Source organism: Flavobacterium sp. RSSA_27 (assembly GCF_051547125.1).
GTDB lineage: Bacteria > Bacteroidota > Bacteroidia > Flavobacteriales > Flavobacteriaceae > Flavobacterium.
The window spans coordinates 133,969-148,886 of the sequence record NZ_JBPTTN010000003.1 but is presented as its reverse complement, the minus strand read 5'-3'; the positions used below and the strand labels follow the sequence as shown (position 1 = coordinate 148,886).

8 protein-coding genes are annotated in these 14,918 nt (G+C 35.6%); 4 read left to right on the top strand and 4 right to left on the bottom strand.

All coding sequences use genetic code 11. The features are described 5' to 3' along the window. Positions 1–32: 32 nt before the first annotated feature. The 4 genes from ACSVH5_RS05595 to ACSVH5_RS05580 form a co-directional block, all read right to left on the bottom strand. Positions 33–2,324 carry a glycoside hydrolase family 65 protein gene (locus ACSVH5_RS05595; protein ID WP_438060472.1) on the bottom strand — a complete coding sequence of 764 codons (2,292 nt, stop codon included), beginning with the start codon at positions 2,322–2,324 and terminating at the stop codon, positions 33–35. Between the two features lie 63 nt (positions 2,325–2,387). After that, on the bottom strand, positions 2,388–3,047 hold the full coding sequence (pgmB, locus tag ACSVH5_RS05590; RefSeq protein WP_438060471.1) for a beta-phosphoglucomutase: 660 nt from the start codon (positions 3,045–3,047) through the stop codon (positions 2,388–2,390). A gap of 12 nt (positions 3,048–3,059) precedes the next feature. Further along, on the bottom strand, positions 3,060–4,388 hold the full coding sequence (locus tag ACSVH5_RS05585) for an MFS transporter (protein ID WP_438060470.1): 1,329 nt from the start codon (positions 4,386–4,388) through the stop codon (positions 3,060–3,062). 529 nt (positions 4,389–4,917) lie between these two features. Then, positions 4,918–5,943 (bottom strand): LacI family DNA-binding transcriptional regulator, encoded by a 1,026-nt coding sequence (locus tag ACSVH5_RS05580; RefSeq protein WP_438060469.1) that lies wholly within the window; start codon positions 5,941–5,943, stop codon positions 4,918–4,920. A gap of 240 nt (positions 5,944–6,183) precedes the next feature. Here ACSVH5_RS05580 and ACSVH5_RS05575 point away from each other — a divergent pair, with 240 nt between their 5' ends. The 4 genes from ACSVH5_RS05575 (at position 6,184) to ACSVH5_RS05560 (ending at position 14,875) form a co-directional block, all read left to right on the top strand. Next, positions 6,184–9,264, top strand: coding sequence for a SusC/RagA family TonB-linked outer membrane protein (locus ACSVH5_RS05575; RefSeq protein ID WP_438060468.1), 3,081 nt, complete (start codon positions 6,184–6,186; stop codon positions 9,262–9,264). Positions 9,265–9,280: 16 nt separating this feature from the next. Beyond that, complete coding sequence (locus ACSVH5_RS05570; protein ID WP_438060467.1) at positions 9,281–10,852, top strand: RagB/SusD family nutrient uptake outer membrane protein; 1,572 nt, start codon at positions 9,281–9,283, stop codon at positions 10,850–10,852. 21 nt (positions 10,853–10,873) lie between these two features. Continuing rightward, entirely contained in the window at positions 10,874–11,932 is a 1,059-nt protein-coding gene (locus ACSVH5_RS05565) for a SusE domain-containing protein (protein ID WP_438060466.1), read from the top strand. 75 nt (positions 11,933–12,007) lie between these two features. Beyond that, positions 12,008–14,875 carry an alpha-amylase family glycosyl hydrolase gene (locus tag ACSVH5_RS05560; protein ID WP_438060465.1) on the top strand — a complete coding sequence of 956 codons (2,868 nt, stop codon included), beginning with the start codon at positions 12,008–12,010 and terminating at the stop codon, positions 14,873–14,875. The last annotated feature ends 43 nt before the right edge of the window (positions 14,876–14,918 follow it).

Genomic DNA, 14,918 nt, shown 5'->3' with positions numbered 1-14,918 from the left:
TTGAAAGGGTTATTGTTATTTGGTGAATTGAACTAGTTGGGTTGCACCACTACTTCTTTTCCGTTGACAAATACAGTCAATGCTTTATCGCCTTCTAATGAAAATTTGGTTTCATTATGAGTGACTTCCATTTTAAGTATTTGGTGTCTAAAGTTGATTTTAAACGAATAGCCTTCCCATTCTTTAGGAATCTTTGGAGCAAAGTGTAAAGTGTCTTCTTTTACACGCATTCCACCAAAACCTTCCACAATGCTCATCCATGTTCCTGCCATAGAAGTGATGTGACACCCTTCTTCAACTTCTTTGTTGTAGTCATCTAAATCAAGACGAGATGTTCTTAGGTAGAACGCATAAGCCATATCCATTTTGTCCAATTTAGCAGCTTGGATAGAGTGAACGCATGGAGAAAGTGAACTTTCGTGAACGGTAAATGATTCGTAAAACTCAAAATTCTTTCTTAATTCTTCGGTAGTAAAATGATCTTCGAAAAAATAGAATCCTTGTAGTACGTCTGCTTGTTTGATGTATGGCGAACGTAATACTCTATCCCAAGACCATTTTTGATTGATAGGTCGTTGTGATTTGTCTAGGTCTTTTACGGGAACTAAATCTTTGTCTAAGAAGCCATCTTGTTGCAGGTAAATTCCCAATGCTTCCGATTTTGGGAAGTACATATTGCCCGAAACTTTTTTCCAATCTTGCAATTCAGCATCGGCAAGATTTACTTTCTCAATCACACGTTTGTGGTCTGATGGGTACTCAGTGGCTACTTTTTGAATTTGTTCGTAGGCATAATCAATACACCATTTGGCAATATAATTGGTATAGAAATTATTATTGATGTTATTCTCGTACTCGTTTGGACCGGTAACTCCTAAGATTACATATTGGTTTTTGTCAGTAGAGAAGGATGCTCTTTGATGCCAGAAACGAGCGATTCCGATTAATACTTCTAATCCTTTTTCTGGTATGTATGAATAATCTCCAGTATATCTGTAATAATTAAAGATGGCAAAAGCAATGGCTCCATTACGGTGAATTTCTTCATGTGTAATTTCCCATTCGTTATGGCATTCTTCTCCATTCATGGTTACCATTGGATATAAGGCTGCACCGTTTTTGAATCCTAAATTGTCTTTGGCATTCTCGATGGCTTTGTCCAATTGGTTGTAACGATACGTCAATAAATTACGCGCCACTTCTTGGTCTTTGGTAGCCATGTAGAATGGAATACAATACGCTTCAGTATCCCAATAGGTTGAACCTCCATATTTCTCACCAGTAAATCCTTTTGGTCCGATGTTCAAACGCGAATCTTTTCCTAGATAGGTTTGATTCAGTTGGAAAATATTAAAACGAATTCCTTGTTGTGCTTTTACATCACCCGCTATTGTAATATCTGACATTTCCCAAATTTTTGCCCAGGCATCAACTTGTTCTTTCAACAAACTTTCATAACCTTTGGCTAAAGCGGCTTGAATTACTTTTTCAGCAGCACTTTGTGTATTGTCATGATTTAAAGAAACGGTATAACCACCTATTTTTTGAAACGTAGAAGTGTCTCCTTTTGCAACTAAGGTTTCGTAAGTGTAGGCTACTTTATCTACCGTTGATTCGATTGATGTTGGAGATATTTGAGAGGGATTGCCATTAACCAAAACACTATTATGCATAAAAGTGGTTACTTTAAAATGCGTTTTGAAGGTTTGTGCGGTTATAAAAGCTTCGTTACTTCCTTTTTTAATGTCTAACGGCTCCCAGAATTTTTCTTCCCAGTTGGCATCTTCATTGGTAATACCAGCGTCAATATAGGGAGTGTAAACAATTTTTGCATCTTTGTTTAATGGAACAATTTCGTAGTTTATATAGCCTACTTCATCGAGATTAAGGCTTAAAAAGCGACGAATATTTACGGCAATTTCGGTTCCATTAGCCAAAGTTGCTTCAAAAGAACGGTTATACCATCCTTCTTTCATATTCAATTCTCTTTTAAATTTTTTGACTTCTGTGCAAGTAAATAAATCAAGTTTCTCCCCGTTGATTACTATGTCTATACCAATCCAGTTAGGAGCATTCAATACTTTAGCAAAGTATTTTGGATATCCATTTTTCCACCACCCCACTTTAGTTTTATCTGGGTAATAAATTCCAGCAATATAGCTTCCCTGAAAAGTTGGTCCTGAGTAACTTTCTTCAAAATTGGCTCTTTGACCCATGGCTCCATTCCCTATACTGAAAAGACTTTCAGAGGATTTTACTCTTTCTACATCAAATTCTTCTTCTATGATGGACCAATTGTCGGCTTTAATATAATCTTGGTTCATTTTGTTTTTATTTTAATTGCTTATTGTTTGTGGTTTAACTGAATGTTCAGTTAAAAAGTGATTTTATCTTTGGATTAGCTCATTTAAAAATGGTGTTCCAATACAAGTAAAATCTTTAAAGTTATAGTGTGCTTCATGAAGTATAGTTGCATCTCCAATTCCAATACTTGTCATGTTTCCTATATTTGCGGCTTGAATTCCAGCTACAGAATCTTCAAAAACGAAGGCAGCAGAGGCAGGAACATTTAAAAGTTTGGCAGCTATCAAAAACACTTCGGGATCAGGTTTGGCATTGGAAACGTCATTTCCGTCTACTATGGCATCAAAGTAGGATAGGATGCCTGTTTTTTCTAAAATAGGTCTTGCATTTTTACTAGCAGAACCTAAGGCGATGAGTTGTTGGTTTTCTTTTAAGTAGTTCAGAACAGGTAGTACTCCAGGAAGTAATTCACTTTCGTCCATATTTACTAAATACGATAAATACTCTTCATTTTTTTGAACTAACCATTGGTCTTTTTGTTCTTGAGTAGCTTGTACATTACCCAATTCCAAAATAATATCCAGAGATCGAACTCGGCTAACTCCTTTCAACAATTCATTATGTTCGTGAGTAAATTCGATAGATAAGCTGTCAGCTATTTGCTTCCAAGCCAAATAATGGTATTTTGCAGTATCCACAATGACACCATCTAAATCGAAAATAAATCCTTTTGTTTTTTTCATTGTATTGTAATTTTAGTGGTTTGTTGTTCTTTCTTTAATGAAAATAACGCCCAAACCGGCAATCAACATTGAGGTTCCTGCGATGACGATAATCGCCATTGGGAAACCTCCAAATAGGGCAATTAAGGTACTTCCCAATAAGCCAGCGGCAATCTGTGGCAAAGTAATAGTGGCATTGAATAAGCCCATGTATACTCCCATTTTGTCGGCTGGTAATGATCCTGAAAGCATGGCATAAGGCATCGCTAATATAGCTGCCCAAGCCAATCCAACACCAGCCATTGATACTAACAAGGTGTTTTTGTCTTCTATTAAAAACATAGATATTAATCCTAGACCTCCAAGTATCAGAGAGAAAGAATAGGTTTTTTTACGGCCTATAGATTTTGCAATAGAAGGAATAAATAACGAGTAAATAGCGGCAACTGCACTGTAAAAGGCAAATAAAACGCCAGTCCAATCTCCTGCTTCATTAAAACCTACTGATTTTGCATCAAGTGCATCGGGTCCCCAAACCTGATTAGCGATGGCTCTTGTGGTATAAACCCACATTAAGAACAAAGCAAACCAAGAAAAGAACTGAATAAATCCTAATTGCCAAAATATTTTTGGAGCAGTCGTTATTAATTTTAAGATGTTTGTTTTTTCTTTTTTTACTTCAGCATCTAAATCAATTTTATTGTATAATGCATGTTCTTTAGGAGCGTATTCTTTGGTTCTAAATACCGTCCATAGCACGCTTATTAATAAAATCGATCCCCCAATATAAAAGGACCAAATTACAGAATCGGCTACTTTTTCACCCGGAGCCGGAACATTGGCAATACCTGATTTTGCAAGTATCCAAGGTAATAACGAACCAAATACAGCACCAAAGTTAATCAAGGCACTTTGCAGTGAGTACCCAAGATTGCGTTGCTCATCATTAACCATATCGCCAACTAAGGCTCGAAAGGGTTGCATGGTTACGTTGAAGGAAGTATCCATCAATAATAACATTAATCCTCCAAAAAACAGGGGAGGCAATAAATATGCAAAATACTCTGCATTAGGCATAAAAAACATGGCCAATGCTGATACTATTGCACCAAAAAAGATGAATGGAATTCTTCGTCCAAGTTTGGTCCAAGTTTTATCACTCGAAAGACCAATTATTGGTTGAACGATTAAACCCGCCAAAGGAGCTGCTAACCAAAAGTATCCAATACTGTGAACATCAGCTCCTAAAGCCTCTAGAATTCTACTAGTATTTCCGTTTTGAAGTGAGTAGCCAATTTGCACGCCTAAAAATCCAAAACTTAGATTCCAAATTTGCCAAAAACTTAATTTTGGTTTTTCCATATGATTCATTTTTAATGTTAATTACTACAAACGTATCGTGTTTGTTTATGCCTAATCTTGTACAGCAAAATGTAATCAAATATTTTTATGGTTATACTAGGCAATTCATTAGTATGGGGTTGTATTTAGTGGGATACTTACATTCTCGGTACTCTACCTAATCTATTAGAAAACAGATAGGTTAGCTCTGAAACGTTAGCTTTACCGCTAGTATACGTAAGGTACTAACTAGTTGACCTAATTATAACAGCACAATTATTTAATTGGTTGTTATTGTGCAAGTTACAAAAAAATAAGTTTGTTTTGCTTTTAAAAGCAAGGTTTGGTTGATTAGAATAGCTTCCTAAAAAGAATCGATTAATTTAGGGCATTAATCATAGTAATAGGAAACAAAAAGGAACAAAACTTTGCTTGATTTTCGAAGTATAAGAAAAAGTTTTGCAGTGTAAATATAGAAAATTATTTACTTGAGGGTTGTTTCTCAAGTAAATAATTAGTACTCTAACGTTTTTTGTTGATAAATTATCAATTAATTGGTAGATTCTCTTTCAATCAAATGGGTTTCTATGATTTCTGTAACATAGTTTTCTTCCTCCTCTTCATGCTCTTCGGATTCAAGCCTGTGAATCAACATTTCTGCGGCTTTTTTACCCATTTTGATGCCACTTTGGCTTACTGTAGTAATGGTTGGTGTGGAGTATTTTGAAATAATACCGTCTGTGAAAGCTATTATGGCGACATCCTTAGGCACAGTAAGGCCCATTTTGTAAGCGGATTTTAGTATAGTAACGGCAAAGAGTTCATTTACTGCAAAAACAGCATCAATACCTTTGTCTTCCAATAATTTATTGATAATTACTTCCGAAGTTTCAACATCTTCAATTTTAATAATAAGATTGGAGTCAAATGGAATATTGTAGTCTAATAAAGCTTTTTCGTATCCTTCTGTTCTAAGTTTTCCAACACTTACATAGTCAACGGTGGTAACCAAAGCAATCTTTTTGCGGCCTTGTTGAATTAAGAATTCTACAGCTTCATAGGCTGCTTTTTTATCATCAATGATGACTTTGTCGCAATCGACTTCCTCAGTTACACGATCAAACATTACCACAGGCATGCCTTGGTCGATGACTTCGGTGATGTGATGAAAATCTTTTTTGAATTGGGTTTCTTTAGATAAAGACATAATAAAGCCATCAGTACTGCCGTGAGCTAACAATTCCATGTTCATCACTTCTTTGTCAAAGGAATCATCCGACAAACATATGATAACACTATAGCCTTTTTCATTGGCTACTTGCTCGATTCCATTGATTACAGTGGAGAAAAAGTAGTGAACGATTTCTGGGATAATGATACCAATGGTTTTAGTGCGTCTGTTTTTTAAACTTAAGGCAATATTATTGGGTTTGTAATTGTAAAATTTGGCAAATGCTTGCACTTTTAGACGTGTTTCTTCGCCAATTTCTAAACTGTTTCTAAGTGATTTTGAAACTGTTGAGATGGAAACATCCAGTTCTTTGGCAATTTGCTTTAGGGTAACTTTTTTTTTCATTAGACTTTTTTTGGGTAAAAACCAATTTGGTATTTAATAGTACTTTTTTTTATTTATCAGATAAATTTTAGTTAAAAATAGTAAATATAATTCAAAGTTTTCAACACTATCACGTTTTCGTAAAGGTATATGATTTATGTCATGTTGTTGGTATCAATATTCTGTTAATTTTGGTACTTCGAAGTATTAAGAAAAAGCAAAACTGAAAACCAAAATTAAACATTAATCTAAACAAAAAGTATGAAAACAATTTATAAAAAGTTGTTATTTTTATTGCTTCTCTTGCCATTAAGCGTATTGGCTCAGACTACGGTTTCGGGCTCTGTTGTTGAAAAAGCAACAGGACAACCTATGCCGGGAGTCAATATTAATATACAAGGGGCGACAACAGGTGTATCAACTGATTTCGATGGTAAATATAAAATACCAAATGTTAAAAAAGGAGATAAGCTTGTATTTTCTTATATCGGGTTCAAAAACGCGATTGTTACCTATACTGGTCAAGCGGATCTAAGTGTTTCGTTAGAAGAAGATGCTAACGAATTAAAAGAGGTAGTGGTTCAAGTAGGGTACGGTTCTGTAAAGAAAAAAGATGCTACAGGATCGGTTGCAGTTTTAGGAACCAAAGATTTTAATAAAGGAGCTATTGTTTCTGTAGATCAATTATTAACTGGTAAAGCGGCTGGGGTTCGTATTACAAACAATGGTGGTCAACCAGATTCTGCTCCAAACATCAGGATTCGTGGTGGGGCTTCTTTAAGTGCTTCTAATGACCCTTTGATCATTATTGATGGGGTGCCTATTAGTAATGATAATCCTGCAGGGGTTAGCAATCCTTTGTCTTTGGTGAATCCAAATGACGTTGAAAGCTTCTCTATCTTAAAAGATGCTTCTGCAACTGCAATTTATGGGGTTAGAGCTTCAAATGGGGTTATCCTTATTACTACTAAGAAAGGAACCTCTGGAGCGCCTCAATTCAATTATTCCGCAAACGTTTCCGTTGGTAATGTTGGTAAAAAAATTAATATCATGAACTCTAGTGAGTTTGTAAAGTTTATCCAAGAGTATCATCCAACTAGAACTAATGGATTAGGAATTGATGATCCAAGTAATACTTTGGTGGATGATTTATCTACGCCAGAAATTGAAGGTCGTATCATTAGTAATACTGATTGGCAAGACCAAGTATACAGAACAGCTATTTCAACTGACCACAATTTTAGTGCAAGAGCCAACCTTTATAAAAAAATTCCTTTTAGAGCATCATTTGGTTACAACCGTACTGAAGGTCTTGTAAAAACGAATGATTATGAAAGATTTGCATATTCAGTTAAAATGACTCCTAAGTTATTGGATGATAATTTGAAAATTGATTTTAATGCAAAAGGAACCATTACCACTAAGAATGCAATTGATGATGGTGGTGCTATTGGTGGAGCAGTTGCAATGGATCCAACAAAACCTGTGTTTTCAAGCAATAGCATTTTTGGTAAGTATTATCAAGAAACTTTATTAAATGGTAATAGAAACCAAATAGAGGGAGCTTCGAATCCTTTGGCTATTTTAGAACAAAGAACAAGACCTGAAAGAGCTATACGTTTCTTAGGAAATGTTGAGTTTGATTATAAGTTGCCTTTCTTGAGAGATTTAAGAGCAGTTGTTAATTTAGGTTTAGACGCCTCAGAATCTAGAATTAGAGAAGTTTTTGCTGATAATTCTATTGCAACCTATAGATTTAACCAAGGTTCTAATCCAGCAACTAATTATGTTTTTAATCCTGGAGAAAATTACTTAGAAAACCAAACTTCAACCAATCAAACTATGGATGCTTATTTAGCGTATTCTAAAACGATGACTGGTTTCGTAACTAGGGTTGATGCACAAGGAGGTTATACTTATCAAAACTTTAAAGTGGATGGTTATAGTGATAGATACCGTTACAATGATCAAACAGGATTAAGAGAATCAGTTATTGATCCGAATAACCAAAATAACAGATACTATAGTCCATTAAATTTACAAGCATATTTTGCTAGAGCAAACTTTGATATTTTAGATAAATATTTATTTACAGCAACATTTAGAGCGGATGGTTCTTCATTGTTCCAGGAGAATAAAAGATGGGGTTATTTCCCTGCAGTTGGTGCCGCTTGGAAGTTAAAAGAAGAGTCTTTCTTGAAAGATTCCAATTTTATTCAAAATTTGAAGTTGCGTTTAGGTTGGGGTAAAACTGGACAACAAAACATCACAGGTTCAGTAGGATATTTCCCGTCAAGCCCATTGTTTCAAATAGGTAATGTGAACAGTCAGTACCTTCCGGGCGTAAATACCTATTCTGCTAGAGCCTTTAATCCAAACATAACTTGGGAAAAGACCGACAATTACAACTTAGGTATGGATTTTGAATTATTCAAAAACGGTATCTTATCTGGAGCATTTGATGTGTACAAACGTAAAACTAATGATTTGTTAGCAGTAGTACCGGTACCTCCTGGACAAGGACTTTCTAGCACGTTTATTGATAATGTAGGATCAATTGATAGTAAAGGTTTTGAGGCTAATTTGGATGTTAAAGTAATTCAATCAGAAGATGCAAATTTTACCATAGGAGGAAATATTGCTTACAACTATAGTGAAGTTAGTGATTTGCGTGGTATTTCAGCCGTTCAAGCATCAGAGAGTGGATTGCCTACAGGTACTGGTTTGTTCTTGGCCAATCACGCCGTAGGATACCAACCTTATTCTGCATGGGTATTCCAACAAATTTATGACGATAAAGGACAACCGATTCCTAATGCTTTTAGAGATTTGAATGGTGATAATCAAATTACAAATGCGGACAGATATTACAAAGCATTACGACCAAATTGGACTTATGGCTTCACGACAACAGTTAACTATAAAAACTTTGATTTAGTAGCTAACTTTAGAGGGCAAATTGGAGGACAAGTGTATAATTCAAGAATTATAACAACTGGTTTTACAGATAGAGCCATTCAAGGTACTTCTAGTGCATTGAACAATGTTCTAAATTTTAACGATGGAACTGCAAATCCTTTATACAAAGATTTTAACGGGAATAATACTTTTTCAGATTATTTGTTAGAAGATGCATCTTTCTTGCGTTTAGATAACATTACGTTAGGTTATAAATTTGCAAAATTCATTAATAGTTCTTCGTTAAGAATTTATGGATCAGTGAATAATGTGTTTATTGTTACAAAGTATTCTGGGCAAGATCCTGAAAATTTTAATGCAATTGACAATAATTTTTATCCAAGACCAAGAACCTATACATTTGGTCTAAGTCTTGATTTTTAATTCATTATAAAAAAGTATGAAAAATTTAAAATTAATTTTAGTAGGATTAGGTTTGGTCCTTCTATCCTTAAATAGCTGTTCAGACGATCTTAACACTGAACCAAAAGTAGAACTTGATCTTGAAACACTATTGAAAAAAGATCCTAATGCAATCAAAGGATTGGTGTCTAAGATTTATGGAGCTTTTGCTTTATCTAGTTCTACAGGACCCGGTGACTCTGATTTGGGTGCTGGTGATAATGCGGGAGAATCACCATTTTTAAGAGGAATTGTAAACCTTCAGGATTTTACAGCAGATGGAATGAAAAATCGCTGGGGAGATAATGGATTAGACCAATTAACCACAACATCTAATTGGGATCAGAACAATAAATTCTTTAAATATTTATACAACCGTGTATATTTTGTGGTTCCTCAAACCAATAATTTACTGAATGTGTTGAATAATGTTACAGTTCCAGATCAAGAATTGTATGTTAGTGAATTACGCTTCTTACGTTCATTAGCTTATTACTACATGATTGACTGCTTTGGAAAAGGAGTTATTGTAACTGAGAAAGAGTTGGGTAATCCTGTCGCTGCAAAAGAATCTTCAAGAATTGAGATGTTTGAATATGTTGAGAAAGAACTTTTAGACATTGAAGCAAAAATACCATTGAACAATGATTATGGTCGTGCTAATAAGTCTGCAGTAAGAATGTTATTGGCGAAATTGTATTTGAATGCACAAGTATATACAGGTGTTGCTAGATACAATGATGCATTAACTTATACCAACAAAATAATTACTGAAGGAGGTTTTACTCTAGCTCCAAAATTTGTTAGTTTGTTTTCAGCAGATAATGACAGAACAGCAGCCAAAAATGAAATCATTTATGCTTTGCTTGCTGATCCTATTGTAAGCCAAAGTTTTGGTAATGCAACTTATATTGTTAATGGTAGTTTAAGTAATGTTACAATGACACTTACTGATTTTGGTGCACTTGAAGGATGGCAAGGACATAGAGCAACTAAAGCTTGGTACGGTTTATTTGGTAATTCGGCTGCAGCATTAACGAACTCTACAGATGATAGAGCTAAATTATTCTGGACTTCAGGACATAATTTTGAAATGGCAGATTATAAAGCTTGGGTAGATGGTTACCCTAGTATTAAATTTAGAAATACTAATTTCCAAGGCTCAACTGTTCCAACTGCCTTTGCCAATACTGACTTCCCTCTTTATAGATTAGCAGATGTTTATTTAATGTATGCAGAATGTGTTTTAAGAGGAGCTACAGGTGGTAATGCAACACAGGCTCTTGACTATGTGAACAGAGTTAGAAATCGTTCCAATGCACCATCGATTAATTCAACAGAGTTGACTTTGAATTTTATTTTAGATGAAAGAGCTAGAGAATTGAACTTGGAAGGACACAGAAGAACGGATTTAATTCGTTTTGGTAAATTCACAGGAGGTACCTATTTATGGCCATGGAAAGGTGGAGTAAAAGATGGGGCAGCTATTCCAGATACCTATAAATTGTTCCCAATTCCTCTTTCTGCTTTACAAGCTAATCCGAACTTAAAACAAAACCCAGGTTATTAACTATCAAAAAAAATCAAAACAATGAAAAATATTTTAAGATCTTCCATTTTTGCCTTCTTGCTAATTGCATTAGGGTCTTGTGAAAATGATATTGAGGCAGTAGCTACTCCTCAATCAGGTGCGAAATTATTAACTCCTGCAACCGGTACAGAGCTTGTTTTAATGCAATCCAAAGAAGATGAAATTGCTACAACTTTAGTATGGGATTATAGTGATTTTGGTGTTGAGACATCAGCAACTTACACTGTAGAAATTGCAGTTGCTGGTACTGATTTTGCTAAACCAATTGCAGCAGGAACAACTCCAAATCGTTTTCTTTCTTGGACTGTTAAAGAATTGAACGGAGTGTTGTCTGCCAATGGTTTTAAACCGTTTATTCAGTCCTCTGTAGATGTTAGAATCTTAGCACAATTGGGTACAGCAGCGAATGCTTTAAAACAGTATTCTAATGTGATTACTTTAAAAGTTACTCCATATACTAGTGAGTTACCACAATTGGCAGTGCCTGGTAATCACCAAGGTTGGAACCCGCCTTCAGCTCCACGTATAGCTTCATCTGCTTTTGGTAAAACGGATTATGAAGGATTTGTTTGGTTAGATGGTGAGCATAAATTTGTAGCTCCTGATGCTACTGGAGTTTTTGATTGGAACAAAGGTCCTGATTATGGAGACGATGGTACTTTTACAGGTAAGCTTATTGAGAAAGATGAAAAAAATGCAAAAGTTACACAAGCAGGATATTACTTAGTTAAAGTAGATACTGGTAAATTGACATATTCAGAAACTTTCACCAATTGGGGAATTATAGGTGATGCTACTCCAGGAGGATGGGACAATAGTACAGCAATGACTTATGATGCAACAGCTAAAGTTTTGAAAATTACTGTTGATTTAGTTGGAGGTAAAGAAATGAAATTTAGAGCAAACAATGCATGGGACATCAACTTTGGTGATGACGGTGCTGATGGTAAACTTGAAGCAGGAGGAAAAAACATTCCTGTCGCTGCATCTGGAAATTACACAATTGTGTTGGATTTTAACAAACCAAGAGATTACAAATACACTATCACTAAAAATTAATTTTGTGTTAGTTATTAAAAAGGGTTGTCCTAAAGACAACCCTTTTTTTTCATTACTCTTTAAAACTCAAAAAGAATGAAGAAAATTTTACTTATACTGCTGCTTTTTGTGGGAAGTTTTGGTTTTGCACAGCAACAAACTGTTACTCATTTCATTACTCCTGCTACTTTTGAAGAGACCACTTCGATTACAGTTACGGTCAACGGTTCAAGCATTAATGAATCAACTTGGGGAGTTACCGGAAATGCATTGTATATGTGGGCTTGGTCCTTTGATATCAATGATACAAATGAAAGGGACTGTCCAACTAATGGGTTTTGGGATAATTCTAACGAAGCCAATCGTTTTACTTATAATTCTGCATCGGACACCTATACTTTGACTTTTGTACCTAGTACATTTTTTAACCGAACCGCAATCGGAAGATTTGGTTTTTTAATAAAAGCTAAAAACGGAACAGGCGACAAAAAATCCCAAAATATTTTAACAGAAGTTGGTTCCTTCCAAGTTACCTTAACTACACCAGCGCAAAACAGTACGACTATTTTAGCTTCTGGTGGAGATTTGTTGATTACAGCAACGAATACCAATAATGTAGCGAATTACAATTTGAAAGCCAATGGAACTTCAATAAATACTGCGACTGCTACTACGAGTTATAATTTTACTCATACAAACATTACTGGCAATCAAAACTACGAGTTGGAAGTAACGCAAGGAACAACTACAATTGTCAAGAAATTTTCAGTTGTAGTCAATCCAACTGTTGGTTCTGAAACCATTCCAGCAGGTTTAGTAGATGGAATCAACTATAATCCAAACGACCCTACCAAAGTAACTTTGGTGTTGGATGCTCCATTGAAAGATTTTGTATATGTAGCGGGAAGCTTTAACAATTGGCAACCTACTTCGGCTTTTGCCATGAAAAAAGACGCTACAGCTGGTTCTACCAAATTTTGGTTAGAATTGACAGGACTTACTGCAGGAACCAATTACACCTATCAATATTGGGTGGGTAAAGAAAACCCGATTGCCAATTCACCAAAACTTGTCAAAACTGCCGATCCTTATTCTACTTTGGTTTTGTCGCCTTTTGATGATGCAGGAATTCCAGCGGCTTCATTCCCTTCTATTCCAGCTTATCCAACGGGTCAGGAAAGAGAAGTCACTTGGTTCAAAACAGGGCAAACGCCTTATGCATGGAGTCAAGAAACGCTCAATTTTGTAAAGCCAGCCAAAGACAAACTCGTTGTGTATGAAGTATTGGTCCGAGATTTTGATGCGAAACGCAATTATCAAGATTTAATTGATAGAATCGATTACTTCAAAAATTTGAAAGTCAATGCCATCCAGTTGATGCCAGTGATGGAATACGAAGGCAATGAAAGTTGGGGGTACAACACTTCCTTTCACATGGCCTTGGATAAGTACTATGGCACTCCAGAAAAATTAAAAGAATTTATTGATTTGTGTCACAAAAACGGAATTGCGGTGATATTGGACATTGCCTTAAATCATGCTTTTGGTCGCAATCCAATGGTGCGCATGTGGATGAATGATCCTGATGGCGACGGTTGGGGCTCTCCAACTGCTGAAAATCCTTATTTTAACACCGTAGCGAAACATACTTATAGTGTAGGGGAAGATTTTAATCATCAACTCCCTCGCACGCAAAACTATGTGAAGCGAGTAGTGGAACATTGGATCAAAGAGTTCAAAATTGACGGTTTTCGTTGGGATTTAACCAAAGGATTTACGCAAGAGTGTACCGCAAGTGATGAATCCTGTACCAATGGTTATAGAGCCGATCGAGTGGCACTTTTAAAATCCTACGCAGATTATTCTTGGTCAGTAGATCCTACCCATTATGTGATTTTTGAACATTTAGGAACCGATACTGAAGAGCGCGAATGGGCCAATTATAAAGATGGCATCATGCTTTGGGGTAAAATGTTAGACGAGTATAGTGAAATTGCTATGGGATGGTCTAACAAAAATATCTCTAGAATGTCTAGTGCAAGCCGAGGTTTTAACAAACTGCGTTTGATGGGCTATCCTGAAAGCCATGATGAAGAGCGCTTAATGTACCGTAATTTGCAATTTGGAAATACTACAAATCCTGCACATAATGTAAAAGATTTAAACACGGCCTTAACGAGAATGTCAGCCATTGGCGCCGTTTCTTTATTAGTGCCTGGGCCCAAAATGATTTGGCATTTTGGAGAATTAGGACACGAAAAATCTATCTTTACTTGCTCGAATGGTACCGTAAATACTCCAAATGATGCCACAAACGGAGATTGTAAATTAGATACGAAACCACAACCACAATGGACAGATAATTGGTTAGGGTATGCCCAACGTAGTAAAATTTATTTGGATTGGGCCAAGATGATTGCACTAAAGGTAAGTGAGCCTGTTTTCTTGGGTGATGTTACAATTGCTAGTACCAATACTGTCACACCAGTTATTAAAATTACCAATAGCACTTTAGCAAGCACTGACTTGAAAGATGTATTGATTGTTGCAAATTTTGATGTGGTAGCTCGAAATGTGCCTACAGGTTTTCCCTATACTGGAACGTGGTCCGATTTGATGGATGCTACTACTTTGACAGTTACGGATGTCAATCAAACCATCTCATTGCAACCAGGAGCGTTTAAAATTTTAGGAAATAAGCAAGCTACTTTAGCTACTGATGATTTTGAGAAAGGGGCTACGATTCGTATGTATCCAAACCCTGCTTCCAATTATTTTACTTTGAATACTGAAATTACTAAAGTAGAACTATATTCTATAACCGGGCAAAAAGTAAAACAATTCAATGGAAATCAGTCTGTAGATCAGCAATTTAGCATTTCAGATTTGCCAAAAGGGCTCTATTTTGTCAAAGCTCAAAATGCAGAAAAGCAAACTCAAGTTTTAAAATTGTTAAAAAACTAGATTTTTAACTTCTAAAAATGAAAAAAAATCGGCTGATTCAAGT